At 59.3% G+C, this 16,799-nt stretch carries 15 protein-coding genes; 10 read left to right on the top strand and 5 right to left on the bottom strand.

The features are described from left to right. Positions 1 to 192 precede the first annotated feature (192 nt). From argH to GRAN_RS12270, 9 genes are all read left to right on the top strand, one after another. The gene (gene argH / locus GRAN_RS12310) at positions 193 to 1,599 is read left to right on the top strand and encodes an argininosuccinate lyase (protein WP_128913343.1); all 1,407 of its coding nucleotides are present in this window, start codon (positions 193 to 195) and stop codon (positions 1,597 to 1,599) included. A gap of 4 nt (positions 1,600 to 1,603) precedes the next feature. Next, positions 1,604 to 2,215, top strand: a complete 612-nt coding sequence (locus GRAN_RS12305) for a GNAT family N-acetyltransferase (RefSeq protein ID WP_128913342.1) — start codon at positions 1,604 to 1,606, stop codon at positions 2,213 to 2,215. A 128-nt stretch (positions 2,216 to 2,343) separates the two neighbouring features. Continuing rightward, positions 2,344 to 3,090, top strand: coding sequence for a class I SAM-dependent methyltransferase (locus GRAN_RS12300; RefSeq protein WP_128913341.1), 747 nt, complete (start codon positions 2,344 to 2,346; stop codon positions 3,088 to 3,090). A 6-nt stretch (positions 3,091 to 3,096) separates the two neighbouring features. Then, entirely contained in the window at positions 3,097 to 3,915 is an 819-nt protein-coding gene (locus GRAN_RS12295) for a TIGR04282 family arsenosugar biosynthesis glycosyltransferase (RefSeq protein ID WP_128913340.1), read from the top strand. Beyond that, complete coding sequence (locus tag GRAN_RS12290) at positions 3,912 to 5,441, top strand: glycosyltransferase family 87 protein (RefSeq protein ID WP_128913339.1); 1,530 nt, start codon at positions 3,912 to 3,914, stop codon at positions 5,439 to 5,441. The genes GRAN_RS12295 and GRAN_RS12290 overlap by 4 nt, the downstream gene beginning before the upstream one ends. Beyond that, positions 5,438 to 6,580 (top strand): radical SAM protein, encoded by a 1,143-nt coding sequence (locus GRAN_RS12285; protein ID WP_128913338.1) that lies wholly within the window; start codon positions 5,438 to 5,440, stop codon positions 6,578 to 6,580. Before GRAN_RS12290 ends, GRAN_RS12285 begins: the two co-directional genes overlap by 4 nt. Before the next feature lie 9 nt (positions 6,581 to 6,589). Beyond that, positions 6,590 to 7,294, top strand: coding sequence for a glycosyltransferase family 2 protein (locus GRAN_RS12280; RefSeq protein WP_128913337.1), 705 nt, complete (start codon positions 6,590 to 6,592; stop codon positions 7,292 to 7,294). A gap of 193 nt (positions 7,295 to 7,487) precedes the next feature. Then, the gene (locus tag GRAN_RS12275) at positions 7,488 to 8,144 is read left to right on the top strand and encodes a hypothetical protein (protein ID WP_128913336.1); all 657 of its coding nucleotides are present in this window, start codon (positions 7,488 to 7,490) and stop codon (positions 8,142 to 8,144) included. A gap of 90 nt (positions 8,145 to 8,234) precedes the next feature. Next, positions 8,235 to 8,996 (top strand): TIGR00266 family protein, encoded by a 762-nt coding sequence (locus tag GRAN_RS12270; RefSeq protein WP_128913335.1) that lies wholly within the window; start codon positions 8,235 to 8,237, stop codon positions 8,994 to 8,996. A gap of 9 nt (positions 8,997 to 9,005) precedes the next feature. Here the strand turns inward: GRAN_RS12270 and GRAN_RS12265 are convergent, their stop codons facing one another. Together GRAN_RS12265 and GRAN_RS12260 are read right to left on the bottom strand one after the other, a co-directional pair. After that, positions 9,006 to 10,862 (bottom strand): bifunctional diguanylate cyclase/phosphodiesterase, encoded by a 1,857-nt coding sequence (locus GRAN_RS12265; RefSeq protein WP_128913334.1) that lies wholly within the window; start codon positions 10,860 to 10,862, stop codon positions 9,006 to 9,008. Positions 10,863 to 11,065: 203 nt separating this feature from the next. Next, on the bottom strand, positions 11,066 to 12,499 hold the full coding sequence (locus GRAN_RS12260; RefSeq protein WP_161570952.1) for a sensor histidine kinase: 1,434 nt from the start codon (positions 12,497 to 12,499) through the stop codon (positions 11,066 to 11,068). Positions 12,500 to 12,974: 475 nt separating this feature from the next. On the opposite strand from GRAN_RS12260, the gene GRAN_RS12255 reads away from it, so the two are divergent. After that, on the top strand, positions 12,975 to 13,763 hold the full coding sequence (locus GRAN_RS12255; protein WP_241654534.1) for an ABC transporter ATP-binding protein: 789 nt from the start codon (positions 12,975 to 12,977) through the stop codon (positions 13,761 to 13,763). 10 nt (positions 13,764 to 13,773) lie between these two features. Here GRAN_RS12255 and tdh read toward each other — a convergent pair whose 3' ends face one another. From tdh to GRAN_RS12240, 3 genes are all read right to left on the bottom strand, one after another. Beyond that, positions 13,774 to 14,808, bottom strand: coding sequence for an L-threonine 3-dehydrogenase (tdh, locus tag GRAN_RS12250; RefSeq protein ID WP_128913331.1), 1,035 nt, complete (start codon positions 14,806 to 14,808; stop codon positions 13,774 to 13,776). Between the two features lie 150 nt (positions 14,809 to 14,958). After that, entirely contained in the window at positions 14,959 to 15,564 is a 606-nt protein-coding gene (locus tag GRAN_RS12245) for a hypothetical protein (RefSeq protein WP_128913330.1), read from the bottom strand. Continuing rightward, positions 15,561 to 16,751 carry an acyltransferase family protein gene (locus tag GRAN_RS12240; protein ID WP_128913329.1) on the bottom strand — a complete coding sequence of 397 codons (1,191 nt, stop codon included), beginning with the start codon at positions 16,749 to 16,751 and terminating at the stop codon, positions 15,561 to 15,563. The genes GRAN_RS12245 and GRAN_RS12240 overlap by 4 nt, the downstream gene beginning before the upstream one ends. Positions 16,752 to 16,799 lie beyond the last annotated feature (48 nt).

The following is a 16,799-nucleotide window of genomic DNA, read 5'->3' as shown; positions in this document are numbered from 1 at the left end:
GTTGTCATGTTGAAAGGCAATCGCGTCTTTTACCCATAACCCTTTTTCTTACTGATATTTAGCATGTAACCCCTTTGTTATCTTATATTTACAGCACAAGAACCCACGCAACCGCATGAAAAGAAACAACTTACACCCCGTCAGTGGGGAGGGGGGTATCCCTCGCATGGCGCAGCAACTGGAGCTAAGAAGATGTCGCAAGAGAATGCAACAAAGATGTGGTCCGGTCGCTTCGGCGAACCGCTGAACAAGCGCTTCGAAGAGTGGCAGCGCTCGTTCCCCTTCGACTGGCGTCTTCTCCCTCAGGAGGTAGCCGCCTCGAAAGCGCACGCCCACGCGATCGCTGCCGCCGGCATCCTCGACTCCACCGAACTGCAAACGATGCTCGAAGGCCTCGACCGCGTCCTCGCCGAAATCGAACTCGACGGCCCGAAGGTGGTCGCCTCCGCTCCGGAAGCCGAAGACATCCACCACTTCACCGAACTCCAGCTCACGAAGTTCGTCGGCAATCTCGCCCTGAAACTCCATACCGGACGCAGCCGCAACGAGCAGATCGCAACCGACATGCGCCTCTTCGTCCGCGACGCGATCGACGCAACCCTCGAAGGCCTGCACCACTGGATCTCAGCCCTCGTAGCCCTCGCCGAGCAGTCCGGCGAATCCGTCATGCCGTCCTACACGCACCTCCAGCGCGCCGAACCCGTCCTCATCGCCCACTGGCTTCTCGCCTACGTCAGCATGCTCGAACGCGACGCAAGCCGCTTCCGCGACGCCCGCAAGCGCATGAATCTCTGCCCGCTTGGTTCCGGAGCCATCGCAGGAGCAACCCTCGCCCTCGACCGCACCATCGCGGCCCGCGAACTAGGCTTCGACGCACCAACGCCCAACAGCATGGACGCCACCTCCGACCGCGACTTCGCCCTCGAGTTCACGCAAGCCGCAACCGTTCTCGGTCTCCACATCTCCCGCTTCGCCGAAGAGCTGACCCTTCACGCCACCGCCGAGTTCGGCTTCCTCGACCTACCCGAAGCCTTCTCCACCGGCTCAAGCGCCATGCCCCAGAAGAAGAACCCCGATCTGACCGAGTTGATCCGCGGAAAGTCCGCTCGCTTGGTCGGCTCCGCGACCGCATTAGCGATGCTCATCAAGGGCCTGCCCCTCGCTTACAACAAGGACCTCCAGGAAGGCCAGGAACCCGTCTTCGACGCTGCCGACACGCTCGCCGGCATGCTCTCCGTTCTTCCCGACTTCACCCGTGCCCTGAAATTCCGCGCCGACCGCATGAAGACGGCAGCCGACTCCGGCTATCTGAACGCCATGGCCGCCGCAACCTATCTCTCGAACAAAGGCGTCCCCTTCCGCAAGGCGCACGAGAAGATCGGAAACGCCGTTCGCTTCGGTCTGGAAACCGGTCGCGAACTCGGACAACTCACACTCGACGAGCTGAAGGCCTTCGGAGATGAGTTCGGCGAGGACTTCTATGCCTCCATCACCCTCGAGGCGACCCTCGACTGCCACGACGTAATCGGCGGTACCGCCCGAAATCGGGTAACTGAGGCGGTTCAGGCTGCAAGGGCGCGGCTGGAAGGAATAAACTAGTCCGATGGCATCGTTCACGCAACTGCAGCCCGTGAGTGACTCGACCTCGTCGTCGCGGCCCCGCGTCGGCGGCGCGACCGTGCGCAAGGCGAAGCTCCAGGATGCGGTGAACATCTTCGAACTGGTCAACTCCCTCTCGCACGACGGTACGCTCTTGCGTCGCAACTACGCCGAAATCTGCGAAAACGTCCGCGACTTCGCCGTCGCCGAGTCCGAATCCGGAGTCTTTCTCGGCTGCGGAGCCCTGCATCTCTACGGACCACATCTGGCCGAAGTCCGCTCCATCGTCGTAAAGCCCGAGGCAAAGGGCCAGGGAGCAGGCGGCCGTCTCCTCCGCGCATTACTCGAAGAAGCCGAAGAGCAGGGCGTCGTCGCGGTCTGCCTCTTCACCCGCATCCCCGACTTTTTCTTCCACTTCGGCTTCCGCGTAGCCGACCGGACCTCGATTCCCGACAAGATCTACAAGGATTGCCAGAACTGCCCGCGCCTCTACGCCTGCGACGAGGTGACAATGGTCCGCGGCCCCCTGCCAAAGATCGCTGTCCTCGGCCCTCCGAAGCTCCGCCAGGACGAGCTCGTAAAGCTGCAGGCCACGTCTCTCGCGCCCAAATTTTAGATATCGCATGGCATCAAAAAGAGTTTCTGGTTATCCGTAGAGGAACACCCCTCAGGAGAAAAAAGGCACTCTCCAGCGAACGACGTCCGCTATCATGAGTGCGAGCAGCACAATTAAACAAGGGACTCATGAGCACAGTCGATACCGAGATGTCCGGCGAGGAGTTCGCACAACCGCAGCCAGACAGTCTCTTTGAACGGTGCGCATGGTTCTACGCCCTGTGTCGCGAGTACCTCTTCCGAGACCACACGGACGAAATCGCAGGATCGCTCTTCCCTTCCGCCGAACCAGCACCAGGAACACACGTTGTCGAACTAGGCTGCGGACCAGGCTTCTACTCCTGCCGACTCGCAACCGAGTTCCCCCAGGTCCAGACAACAGGAATTGACCTCTCGGAGCCTTTGCTCCTGAGAGCGAAGCTGAGAGCCGCGAAGCGCCGTCTGGTAAACGCCGACTTCCGCGTAGGCGATGCCTGCGCCCTTCCAGCCTCGATCGGCAACGTCGACGCGATCGTAGTTTCGCGCCTCTTCCTCATCGTTCCTGGACGCGAAGCAGTCCTCTCCGAGATCCATCGCGTACTCCGTCCCGGTGGCCGATGTTTTATCGCCGAACCAACCTCTGGCTTCCGCACCCGCATTCCGCTAAGTTGCATGTGGCTTCTCTCGAAGCTCACCTCAAGCCCTGGAGCAAGCTACCGCGAACCACTCCAGGCATACGTAATGCCCCGCCCCGAGTTCTCCTCCCTCATCCACTCACAGCCCTGGGAATCCGTCGATCTGCAATACGACGGCTGGTATCAGTACGCCGTATGCCAGAAGAGCCCGAATGCAGGCTCCGAAACCGCTGACAGAGTCCGCGAACACAGCGTCGCCTAGGAGTTCATGCCTTACACGATCCTGAAATCTGATGACGATCACTCGACCGCAACGAGCGAGCGGAAAGCTCAGTGCGCCCTGGCCGTCATGGCCAAAGCTCCCAGACCAGGCAAGGTGAAGACGCGCCTCTCGCCTCCGCTGACGCTCGCGCAGTCCGCGGCACTGAACGTCTGCTTCCTCAAGGACACCACGGAGAACATCGCTACGGTTGCGGCTCAGGGTGCAGCCGCAGGATTGATCTCCTACACGCCAGTTGGCGACGAGAGCCTGTTTGAAGGCATTCTCCCGCCTTCGTTCGCGCTTATCGCGCAGCGGGGTGATGCGTTCGGAGAGAGGCTGCTTGCCGCCGCCGAAGACATCCTCGCCTGCGGATATGGCGCGGTCTGCCTGATCGATTCGGATTCACCCACAGTTCCCGCGGCGGCGTTCGAGCAGGCTGTGGCAGAGTTAGCAAAGCCTGGAGACAGAGTTGTGCTCGGCCCGTCGCACGATGGCGGATATTACCTGATTGGGTTGAAGAAGGCTCATCCCGAGCCGTTCGAGAGGATCACGTGGTCGACCTCGACCGTCTGTGAGGAGACGTGCGAACGCGTCAAAGGAGCCGGACTCGAACTTGTCTTGTTGCCTACTTGGTACGACGTCGACGATGGCGCAACGCTTGCCATCCTTGGCTTGGAACTGCTCGAAGACACGCCTCCGGCGTTTACATCAATCCCGGGATATGCGGCTTCGCATACCCGCGAGTTCCTGAGGGATTTGCGAAGCGCGGACGATCTCGCGGCACAGCAGACAATCGCGGCAGAGCTTGAGGAGCCGGTGCGGTGACAGCAACCCCAGCCCCAAAGCACTGGTCCCACGCACGCCCGTGGCACACAAACATTGCGCTCCTGCTGGTCGGCATCGCACTCTTCAGCTTCACGCGGCAGACGTGGTTCGAGTTCGATAACTTCTGGATCGGATACTCAGGCTGCTCGTCTTCGATGGCCGTCTTGTTTCTTGCCTCCTGCTGGCTGGCAATGACGCGTCCTGTCGACCGGTTTACGTTCCCCATCATCCTGGCTGTGGGCGCGGGTTGCCGACTCGTGGCGATCTTTGGCGATCCGATCTTTTCCTCGGATATCTACCGATATGTCTGGGACGGAGTTGTACAGCACGCGCACATCAATCCTTTCCGCTATGTTCCGGGTGATGTCGCGCTAATGCCGCTGCGGGAACCTAACAGCGATGTGTATGCGTTGATCAATAGGCGAGAATACGCACACACCATCTATCCTCCGGCAGCGCAGGCTTACTTCTATCTCGTCACGTTCTTCGGCGCGTCCGCAACCTGTATGAAGACCTTCATGGTGCTCTGCGAAGGGCTAACAGTGTGGGGACTCGTCAAGATCCTGAAGCACCTTGGGTACCGGCGCGAACAAGTACTCCTCTACTGGTGGTCTCCACTGCTCATCTGGGAGATCGGCGGGAACGGTCACCTGGATGCCGTGGCCTGCACGTTGATCGTTCTCGCGATACTGTTCCGGTTCCGCATGCGGCCGATGCTGACGGGACTGTTTCTTGGGCTGGCGGTGATCACAAAGATGTACCCGCTCGTCCTGTTTCCTGCGCTCTACCGGCGCGGCGATTGGAAGATGCCGGTGACGATGACTGCGGTGATCGTCTTAGGGTATGCATGCTACTCGAGCGTAGGGATGCTGGTGTTCGGCTTCCTTGGCGGGTATGCAAAGGAAGAAGGGATCGAGACGGGAGCGCGATATTTTCTGCTTGAGTGGGGCCAGGGATTGCCCGGGCTGCATAATCTGCCGCCGCTGGCCTTCATGATCTTTGCAGCGGCGGTGTTTGCGCTGATCTCGCTTTGGGCCTGGAACACTTGCTGTAGGCAGCCGGAGCCCTCGTCGCAGGCGATCCATTCCGGAGGGAGTGGCGCTTTCCGCATTACCTCAGCCGACTTCGTCTCGGGTGAGGCTTCCTTTCTCGGACCGGCTTTTGCTCTCGCAGCGGCACTCATGTTTCTGTTCTCACCGCATTATGCGTGGTACATCGCATGGCTGTTTCCATTTTTCTGTCTCCAGCCGACCGTTCCCATGGCAACCTATCTTATGGGGTTCTTCTACGGCTATACGACGTGGCTGGCGGACCCCGGACCAAAGATGTTCCTACTCAACCAACGTCTCTACGGCGTGACGTTGCTCGCGTCTTTTGTTCATCTTGGGCTGAAAGCGTGGCCTACGTACAGAGCGAACTTTCTGGCTACACCCGTCAGGGCTGATCATGGCGCCTTGAAAGACGCGATGCAGGATCCGAACAACACGATCCAGGATTTCCCGATGCACCCGGAGCCCTCCCTATGAGCACACTTCTTCCAATTCTTCCTCCCTCCGATCTGTCGGACGAGAACACGAGCGAGACGCTCTCCCCTGCTGCGCAAAAAGCGGAGGAGGAGAAGAATGCGATGCGGAAGTATTTTCAGAAACCTGGGTCGCAGTCTGAGCTGACCGGCGTGGCGGAGCAGGAGCCGGTGTGTCTTTATCTTGAGACGACGAACCGGTGCAACCTGCTATGCGTGACTTGTCCCAGGACGTATGAGGAGCTCGAGCCCGAGGCGGATATGCCCTGGGATATGTTTACGTCGCTGATCGACCAATATCCGAAGATTGCCCGCGTGGTATTACACGGCATAGGCGAGCCGATGCTGGTGAAGGATATCGCGCAGAGGGTGAAGTACCTGAAGGATCGCGGAATCTATGTGCTGTTCAACACGAACGGCACGCTGCTGAACGACACGAATGGGCGGGCGCTCATCGAGGCCGGCCTCGATGAGTTGCGCGTGTCGCTCGACGCTGCGGAGTCCGAGGTGTATCAGATGGTGCGCGGGAAGGACTTCTTCGACAAGATCGTGAAGAACGTGAAGAACTTCACGACGCTGCAAAAGCAGATGAATGCGCCGAAGCCCCGGGTCTCGCTCTGGCTGACCGGTCTGCGGGAGACGGTCGACCAGCTTCCGAACTTTGTGCGGCTGGCGCATGAGGTTGGGGTCACCGAAGTCTATCTCCAGAGGCTGGTCTTCTTCGACGAGGGTTCAAATGGACTGGCAAGGGCGGAGTCGGCCCTGTTTGAACATACGACTGCGGCGGAAGAAGCCCTGATCAAGGAAGCGGAGGATGTGGCTGCGGAGTTAGGCGTAATGTTCTCAGCTTCGGGCGCGGTGGATCCGGGTGAGTCGATCCGGATGCAGCAGAACGACGCTCCGTGGAGCCTTTGCCGTCGTCCGTGGTCGCTGATGTACATCACGGCGAACGGGCGCGTGCTTCCATGCTGTATAGCGCCGTTTTCAATGAAGGGATATGGAGCCTTCACCCTTGGGGATGCGACGCAGAGCAGCCTGCGCGACATCTGGAACGGCGAGGAATACCAGAGGTTTCGCGAGGGGCTGCTGACGAGCGCGCCTCCGCCGGCTTGCTCAAACTGCGGCCTGCGATGGAGTCTATAAGCTTCCTCGATGGCACAAGTTTCGATCATTATTCCGGCGCTGAATGAGCATGAGTCCATCGGACATGTTGTCGGGGAGATGCCATGGGATCTCATCGCCGAATGCATCGTGGTGGATAACGGTTCGACGGATGGGACCGGAGAGATCGCGGCAAAGGCCGGGGCCCGGGTAATCTCATCGCCCCGAGGATACGGTGCCGCCTGCCTGGCGGGATCAAACGCGGCTCTCCCGGGGTCGGACATTCTGGTCTATATGGACGGGGATGGGTCAGACGTGATCGCTGGCCTGCCTGCCTTGCTGGCTCCGATAGAGCGGGATGAGGCGGATTTTGTGCTGGGAACCCGGCTGAAGGGCAAACGGGAGCCAGGGTCGATGCTTGGGTCGCAGGTCTTCGCGGGGCATCTGGTAGGCACTCTGGTGAAACTGACATCCGGGTTTCGGTATACGGACATGGGGCCGTTTCGGGCGATCCGGAGAACATCGCTCGAGAGCCTCGGGATGGCGGAGCTTACCTACGGGTGGAACCTCGAGATGCAGATCCGGGCGATCCAGAAGGGCCTGAGGATTCGCGAGATTCCGGTGGACTATCGGAAAAGGATCGGCGGGACGAGCAAGGTCTCTGGTGATCTGCGAGCTTCGATGAAGGCGGCGGTGCGAATCATGGAAGTGCTCGGGCGGGTTACGTTTGGATCGCATCATACGGGGAAGAGTTAGACCACAACCTTGCTGGCGCTTTCGCGTTTGACCTGTAGAACCTGATCGATCCCTCTCCGCGGAGCCTTTCATCAAACCACTTCCGATCTCTTTCCTCCCGCTCCTCGTTCTTTGTGCCCAAGTGTTACCGGGCGAGGTTGTTCCGGCACGACACCTGGAAGGGACCCATCATGCGTTTCTGACATTGCGATCGATGAATGGGGAGACCCTGGCCTCGGGCGACCTGATCCAGGTCTCGGATGGGGACCGTGTGACAAGCCGTCTTACGTTTCACTTTCGCGATGGATCGCTCGACGATGAGACGACGGTGTTCAGCCAGCATAAGATCCTTCGGCTGATCAGCGATCGCCATGTGCAGAAGGGACCTGCTTACCCAAAGCCAATGGACGTACTGATCCAACACAATGGCACTGTGACGATGCGGGACGACGCGGGAAAGACCTCGGTCGAGCATATCGATCTACCTCCGGATACATACAACGGGCTGCAGTTCGCGGTCGTTGCGAATATCCTGCCGACGACCCCCGAGACGAAGATTGCGTATGTTGCGCCAACCGGCAAGGGACGGCTGATTCATCTTTCGATCACACCGGAAGGAGAAGATGCCTTCACTGCCGCTGGCGTGAAGCGGAAGGCGGTCAACTATAGGCTGCATCCGGAGCTTGGCGGGTTGACAGGTATGGTGGCTCCGCTGATCGGGAAGCAGCCAGAAGATGCTCACGTCTGGGTAATGCAGAGCGAGGCTCCGGCAATCGTCAAGGTCGAGGCACAATTCTATGAAGGCGGTCCCGTGTGGCGAGTAGAGCTGACGTCTCCCGTCTGGTCCGGGGAGCCTCGCGCGAGCCGTTAGGGCGGTTATACTTCGGTTGCGCAGGCTGGAACCGCAGGACAGTTGCGTGCGTATGGATGGATGAGGCGGCTGGACCGCCCAGGAGTAGCCATGCAGAGCCGGATTGTCGGAACCACTATGCCCGTCCTTGAGGTCGCGTTGTCGGGCAATGATGCCCTTATCTCGGAGGCTGGGGAGCTTTCATGGATGACGCAGTCGATCCAGATGACGACGCACACCCAGATGGGTGGAGGCGGCGGGTTCTTCGGGGTTATCAAGCGCGTGGCCGGCGGAGGCACGATCTTCATGACAGAGTACCGGGCGATTGGCGCTCCGGGCGAGGTTGCATTCGCGACGAAGGTGCCGGGACACATCGTGCCGATCGAAGTATCGCCGGGTCACGAATTCCTGGTGCATCGTCATGGCTTTCTATGCGCTACGGACCAGATCCAGATTGGTGTTGGCTTTCAACAGTCTCTTGGAGCGGGAATCTTCGGCGGGGATGGATTTTTGCTACAAAAGATCTCGGGGTATGGGACAGCCTGGCTCGAGTTGTCGGGTGAGTTGATTATCAAAGACCTTCGGCCAGGCGAGACTCTGCGAGTGCATCCGGGCCACGTTGGAGCGTTTCAGTCGTCGGTGTCCTTCCAGATAACACGGGTGCCAGGCATAAAAAACATGATCTTCGGAGGCGACGGACTTTTTCTCGCCGCACTAACCGGACCGGGACGGGTATGGCTTCAGACACTACCGATCTCGAAGCTGGCACACCAACTACAGGAGTACATGCCTTCGGCGGAGCGGCAAAGGGATCGGGTCGAAGGCGGAGTAGTCGGGGGAATTGTAGGCTCGCTGCTCGACAACATGCGCTAATAGTGAAAGTTAGTTGATGACAAACTCGTCGCCAGCGACGCGGGTGCGATTGCGCCCGGTCGTCTTGGCGCGATAGAGAGCGGCGTCAGCGGACTGGATCAGGCTGTTCTCACCTTTATCGATACTAGGGATCACGGTGGCACAGCCGAGGCTCACGGTGACTACGCCGTGGGGGCTCACGTCGTGGGCGATTGCCAGATCTTCAATGGTCTTCCGGAAGATCTCCGAGATCAGTTCGGCTCCCGGGCCCGATGTGCTTGGAAGGACTGCAACAAACTCCTCGCCGCCGTAGCGAGCGAGAAGATCCTGCGGACGGCGGAGGACCGTCTGGATGGCCTCCGCTATTCTACGCAGGCACTCATCGCCGGCGAGATGTCCGTAGAGATCGTTGTAAGCCTTGAACTGGTCGACGTCGATGAGCAGAAGGGAAAGCGGAGTGTGGTCCCGGGCTCCCCGCTGCCAGTTCGATCGGAGGGTCTGGTCGAGAAGCCGGCGATTGGCAACCCCAGTGAGGCCGTCGCGCATGGCCTGTAGCTCCACTGCACGGAAAGCTTCCTGCATCTTTTCCTCGGCGGCACGCCTATCCGAGATGTCCCGAACGACAAAGACAAAACCGCTCGGTTCGCCAGTGTCGTCGTCGAGGAGCAGGCGCGAGTTGCTTTCAAGCCAGCGATACTCGCCGTCCTTCTTCAGCGCCTGGTACGCGAGGGGTGAAGGCTGGTCCCCATTTCGGAGCGCCCTTACCATCTCGATCATCTTTGGGACGTCGTCGGAATGGACGGTCGATAGATCGTTCCGTCCAACGAGTTCGTCCGGCAGCCAGCCGAGCATCTCCGTAACAGCGGGCGAGACATATTTACGGCGTCCCTGGATATCGGTCAACACAATGACGTCCCGAGATGCCTCCGCGAGAGAGCGGAATCGGCTCTCGCTTGCGGACAGTTTGCTCATCACACGCTGATTGACCGACATGGCAGCTTCGGTCGTATAGAGCGCAACCATCGAGAGTGCAACGAATGTCTGAAATATGAGCACAGGTGCTTCGAGAGGACCGATGAAGGTCCGGCCAAGGGGACCGAAACCTTCGGTGGTGAGGTAGCCTCCGATAAAGGTAACCGCCAGGAGGCCAGCAGCTGAAGCAGTAAAGCCAAGACGGACGCCGAGCAGAAGGAGAAAGAGAAGGACAAACCAGAGCATCGGGTAATTCGTCATGCGAAATACTCCGAGTGCAACGACACAGAGCAGGGTAAACAGCAGAATGGTTTCTGGCGGGGATCTGCGCGAAAACTGCTTCCGGAAGTGGAATGAGATGTAGAGCGGGGTCATAGTTGCGATTCCGAGCACGTCGGCGGCGAACCAGAACCGAAAGGAATGTGTGAAAGGGCGACCGCCGTGGAAGCTGATATAGGTAGACGCTAGAGCCGAGGCCACAGATGACGCGAATAGAGCGCCGAACATAAGGCTGCCTAGCTGCCTTACTTGAGTCAGATCAGGATCCTCCGCGACGAAGCGATACATGAGTAAGGCGCCGAGTGCCACCTCGACCATATTGCACAACCCGAAATAGAGGGCTGGCCCAGGCGGATCGCCGAGGACCATATTCACCATGACGTCGACAAATAGACCAAGCAGAATAAAGGCGGGCCACTGCGGACGCCGCGATGCAAGGAGAACGCCGATCAGAAAGCCGTTTGAAAGCCAGACGAGCGAAACGCCGGTCATGGCAACGCTCTGCCGGTTCAAAAGTTGCGCGGTAACAGCGAGGCAGGCGAGGCACACAGCGAGTCGAGCCAGTCGAAGGACCGGTGGAATGCGGCGCGTAAGAAAATCTTTCAAGACAACGGTCGACCCGTGCTGCTCTGCCATCTCAGCAGCCTCGCTCGGATCAGTATAAAGATGATTCGAAACTTCCTCGGAGGTCTTTGGTATCACCGGATGCTACTTTTGTGCGATACCACGGCTCCAAACCACCGACTTGACCGGCCGCCGAGGAATATAGCTTCCTGCAGCCTTACTTCTACAAAAAACGTCAGAATCTGGTGCCAGCCTACGCTAAACCCGACGGGAGTCTACGGCGTAGAGAAATCAGAGCCGGCCTCGATTAGAGGCAAAACGATCGCGAAGGTCGTACCTTTGTGTCTCCCATACGTGATACTTCTTACCTTCATCCATCCGCCTTGCTTTTCGACCAGGTCGGCAGCGACCCACAGGCCAAGACCATTTCCGGTCTTCTCCTTGGTCGTGTAAAAGGGTTCAAAGACGCGGGCCAGTACTTCGGGCGGCATGCCGCTTCCGCTATCGGCGATGGCGATCCGGACCACATTCGTGCCCGCACGCGTCCAAGAGCGAGAACGGCTCGCGCGGACAACGATGCGACCGTCGCGCGGTGTTGCGTCGAGAGCGTTTGAAATCAGATTCACGACAACTTGGCGCAGTTCGCCTGGAGAGCAAACCAACTGCGGAATCGGTTCGGTGTATTCCTCCACAACCTGGAGGCCGAGAGACTTGATCTTTCCCCGAAGCAACTGAACGGAGGATTCCAGGATCGGAACGATTTCGGCCAGTTCCGGGCGAGTACTCTCGCGATAGAAGCTCAGCGTCTGTGTGGTAATCTGCGAAACTCGCCGCAGCTCTTCGGTAGCCATATCGGCGTAGCGGTGCTGTTCCTCGAGTCCATCGCTCGTCCGGATCAGAAACAACAAGTTTGATATCGCCTCCAGCGGATTGTTGATCTCGTGAGAGATACTGGCAGCGAGGCGACCTGCGACAGCAAGCTTTTCGTTCTTTCGGAGTACCTCTTCGAGCTTCTGTTTATTTCGCGTCAGGCGGGTAAGGGCAAAGTCGCTGCGCCAGATGAGGAAGGTCTGCAGTGAGACGACAGCGACAGCGAAGAGTCCGAGCGCAAACGGGACTTCGTACCACTCGCGCTGATAGCCGAGCTTGACCATGAGACCGATGAGAATCGGAAGCGCCCAAGTGCCGATCAGGAGTTCCATGCGAGCTTCCGCTCCGAGTTCAGGAGCGAAGAGGGAGAGCATCGGTTCGCGAAGAGGTCGTGAAGCAAAGGCTGCGGAGTAGAGAGCGAGAAGGGAGATTGCGGTCTGCACCGACATCGCGTCCAGGATTCGGCCCCCCGCAAGTTGGCGGGCTTTGTAAAGAAAACCACAGACAGCTGCGAGCGCGAGCATGATGCCAAACGACAGAAGAGCTGTGCAGAGTTTTGGAACACGATCAAGTGCGAAGAGGCAGACGGACAACATTGTGACGCCTAGAATTGTGCCGACGGACATCCTGCCCGGAATGCTTCCCGGCCTGGCAGAGGCGATATTGGCCATGTTCCATTGCTCGTACAGGGGCAGTGGGCCGGTTACATACTCAATCATGCTAATGCCGGCTAGGGTTACGGCGAGAAGAGTAAGAATATCCGCGATAGTTACCGCAGCCCCTCCGGTTTCCGGATTCCGCTTAAGAAGCATCGCCAGACCGAGCAAAAGGATAGACAAGGCAGTCGTCCAGCGCATAGGGCCATGACCGGAGGCGATCTGAGCCAAGGTATCCCGCGATTGGATCCAGCCCAGCAATGTAATGGCAGCGCCAATGCAGACTAGGCCGCTTGCGGTGTTCACGAGTAAAGACCAGACCGATGGGATGCTGCGGGGGCGCGGAAATGTGACATGCGGCATCGCCAAAATACGTTGTTGCATTAAGGCACCGGGAAAGACCATCTCTGATTTTGGCCTAGGTAATCCGACTCGCAACCCACTCTCCGCTCGATAGGATGCTAAAGGTCACCAGTCAATAGTAACTAAATGATGTTCCTTCACAAGGTACCTACTTTATCTCTTTGACAGTATGTTTTCACACCCGCGTCCATCAGCACGAGAAGAAACACATTCAGAGCTTTCCCATTGTGGCAAAACGGCAAGCAAGGCTTAGCTTCCCTCGGCGTCTCTCGGCTATTCTTGGAGGATGCTGCTGGTGGGAGTTGAGGGGACGCCTTTTGTTGATTTGCGGCGCGTGAACGTTGCGCGTGGTCCGACCACTGTACTTCATGATCTGAACCTCTCGGTGTATCCGGGGGAGCACATTGCGCTTCTTGGTCCGAATGGGTGTGGGAAGTCGACGCTTATCAAGACGTTGACGTGTGAGTGCTACCCGCTGGTTCAGGAGGGGACGAGCGTTACGATCTTCGGGCGGGAGCGGTGGGACCTTACGGAGTTGAAGAAGAGATTGGGCGTGGTTTCAGCGGAGTTGCCGGGAAAACCCATGCTGTCGACGACCGGGCGAGATGCGGTGTTGACGGGATTCTTCTCGAGTTCGACGCTTTGGCCGAATCTCAAAGTCACTCCGGAGATGGCGGCGCGGGCGGACGAGGTTCTCGAGCTCGTTGGGGCGACCAGTATCGCGGGCAAATATGTGGGAGCTATGTCGGCAGGGCAACAGAGACGCGTGATGATTGGGCGTGCTCTGGCCGGGTCGGCGGGAACGCTTCTACTGGATGAGCCATCCAATGCGCTCGATCTTGCGGCGCAGAAGGATCTGCATGAGCTGATGAGGGTGCTGGCAAGGCAGGGCACGACGATCCTGTTGATTACGCACCACTTACCGGATATCATCCCGGAGATCGGCCGAATCCTGCTAATGAAGGATGGCCGGATCGTCGGGGACGGACCAAAGGAAGAGCTCCTGAAGGCGGAGACGCTTTCGGAGCTCTTCCAGACGAACGTGGAGTTGACGATACGGGATGGACGGTACTACGCGTCCTGATTTCTTCAGCTTACGACACGTCGGCCCAATCGAGGATGACCTTGCCGGAGTTGCCGGAACGCATGGCGGCGAAGCCTTCTTCGTAGTCGCGCCAGTTGAGCCGATGAGTGATGACTCCGGAGATGTCGAGGCCAGACTCGAGCATGACCGTCATCTTGTACCAGGTCTCGTACATCTCGCGACCGTAGATGCCACGGAGGGTGAGCTGGTTGAAGATGACCTGGTTCCAGTCGATGGCGATGGGGTCGGCCGGGATGCCGAGCATGGCAATCTTCGCGCCGTGGCTCATATGGGCGATCATGTCGCGGAAAGCCTGCGGATTTCCTGACATTTCGAGGCCAACGTCGAATCCCTCGTGCATATTCAGGTCTTTTTCGGTGCTTTTCAGGGTTGTCGTGATCGGGTTGATCGCGCGGGTGACGCCGACCTTCTCGGCTAGATTGCGGCGGTATTCGTTCGGGTCCGAGATGACGACGTGGCGGGCTCCGGCGTGTCTTGCGACTGCGGCGGCCATGATGCCGATGGGACCTGCGCCGGTAACGAGTACATCTTCGCCGAGAACCGGAAAGGCCAGAGCGGTGTGGACGGCGTTGCCAAAGGGGTCAAAGATGGAGGCGATGTCGAGGGGGATGCCGTGGGCGTGCTGCCAGATATTCGACATGGGCAGGACGACGTATTCGGCGAAGCAGCCGTTGCGGGAGACGCCGACCCCGGCGGTGAAGGCGCAGAGGTGGCGGCGGCCGGCGAGGCAGTTGCGGCATCGTCCGCAGACGACGTGGCCCTCGCCGGAGACGATCTGGCCGACGTGGAGGTCGGGGACGTTCGAGCCGAACTCGACGACTTCGCCGACAAACTCGTGGCCGATGGTCAGGCCGATTGGGATGGTCTTGGAGGCCCAGGCGTCCCACTCGTAGATGTGGAGGTCTGTGCCACAGATTCCGGTCTTGAGAACGCGGATCTTGACGTCGTTGATACCAATTTCGGGCTCGGGAACCTCTTCGAGCCAGAGTCCGCGCTCGGCGCGGCTCTTGACGAGTGCCTTCATGGTGGTGCCTTTCCGGGCGGCAGGTCCAGCTTGCCGACCCGGGACGCCGAAGACGATTCTACGCGCTCCCTCTTTCACGGCTGATGACTGAAGTATTGGTGGGACCAATTGGAGGGGTCTAAAGGAGAACTTGGGGGTTTACCTGCGATTTCAGGGCTTTGTGGTGACTCTTCGCTGTATGTCCGGGTGGCATCGGCTTTTGAGGGTGTGGCTTTGTGCAAATGCTCCTACTTCCCGGTTGGAAAGTGACGGTAGGATGTGGGGCGTTGTGTGGCTAATGTGGACAACGGACTGGCCGTTCGGGTCCTTGCCATCCGCGTTTGAGGCCTCCATTGCGAGACGCTTTCGCAGGATTATTACCGCGAGAGGGGTGAAACCTGGAGGTGGTGGTGGCACGCGCGGGATGGAGGCACACAGCTCAGCGATCGGGGCGGATGCCACGAGGTGAAGGGCCTGGAAGTCGTCGAGCTGATCTTCCACCCGAATAAAGTACTGGACGGGAGTGTCCGGCTCGATGCCGTAACGAAGGACGAGGTCACTGGCAGGGTCTTCGACGAACCAGAGGTCCTGAACCTGATGGCGAGGGTAGGCCGGGAGCTTCTCGAGCAGTCCGCGCACACGCTGGACGTTCGCCAGATGACTCTCGACGAGACGAAGCAGAAACGACTGGCAGGGCGCGAACCGCATCCAGGCGAAAGGACGCGAACGGGGCGGCGGGGGGTCTACGGCCGGGAAGGCGTGAAGGCAGAAAGTCATGCGGCCCTCCCGGCGGTCTCTTCCGTCAGCAGGCCGGACGACGGCTCCGAGAAGAAGGGGAGCGGAGTCAACCCGGGGACTTCCCTGCCCGGCAGGGCGGGACGGGCAAGGCGATGCCCAAGCCGGATCATGGGACGCTCGACGAGATAGTAGGAGACGAGGGCGAAGACGAGGACCAGAACGTAGCGAAGAGGCGTCTGCTGGACGAGTGCGAGGATGCGGGAATCGGGAGGCTGCAGGGCGTAGTAGAAGGTGAAGAAGAGCATCTGCCAGAGATAGAGGCTGTACGAGATGCGCCCGACGAAACGCACGGGGCGGGACTCGAGAAGGCGGCCCGGGAGGCTTTCGGGGTGAAGCATGGTGCTCACGATCAGGATGGGCAGGGTGAAGATCAGCGCTGCGTGATCGATGCGACTGTGATGGAGGGCGAGACGAAGCCACACGAGCGCGGAGAGGCCGATGGCCACGGAAGGCCGAAGCCAGAGGAGGCAACGGGCTCGCCATACGGGACGTTCCACCAGCACAGCCGCGAAGGCACCAAGGAGAATCGCTCCCACGGCGACGTCCGTATGGAAGGTGTAGACCGGGCCGAACTGCAGCGCAGGGTGGCCATAGACGAAGACGCGCCATAACTCGGTGGCGACAGCAAGCAAACCCAGAATAAGGAGGCGGAAGCGCACCACCGTCAAAAGGAACGCGGGAAGGAGGAGATAGAAGTGCTCTTCCACGGACAGAGACCAGAAGTGCCCGGTGTACCAGGAGTCGTTGACCGCGTGGAGAGGAAGATAGTTACGGACCAACAGGAACGACGCGATAAGATCTCCGGGGGCAAGGGTGAGTACTGTCCGGAGCGTGAGGATTGAGACGATAGCGAGAAAGAGAAGGGCCGCCGGCTGGATGCGACAGAGACGACGAATGTAGAAGCCGCGCAGGCTGATCGTTCCTCGCAGACGCTCCTCCTGGAGGAGGCGCGAGCAGATCAGAAGACCGCTGATGGCGAAGAAGAGTTCGACGCCGCGATTCCCGCCGCTCTCCCGGAACCATGAACTCGAGAAGCGCCCAAGGTGAGCGATGCGGTCGTGGGAGAGGATGACGCTGAGGATGGCGATTGCTCTCCATCCATCGAGCGTAGGCAGATATCCTGTCCCTAATCCGGGATTGGTCTGTTCTCTCTGCTCTGTCTTCATGGGCGATGCAGCCTGCGGCCCTCGTATGTCGGCAGACTACACATACTT

Source organism: Granulicella sibirica, assembly GCF_004115155.1.
GTDB lineage: Bacteria > Acidobacteriota > Terriglobia > Terriglobales > Acidobacteriaceae > Edaphobacter > Edaphobacter sibiricus.
Note: the sequence above shows the minus strand (reverse complement) of the source record. Positions and strands in the feature narration are given on the sequence as shown.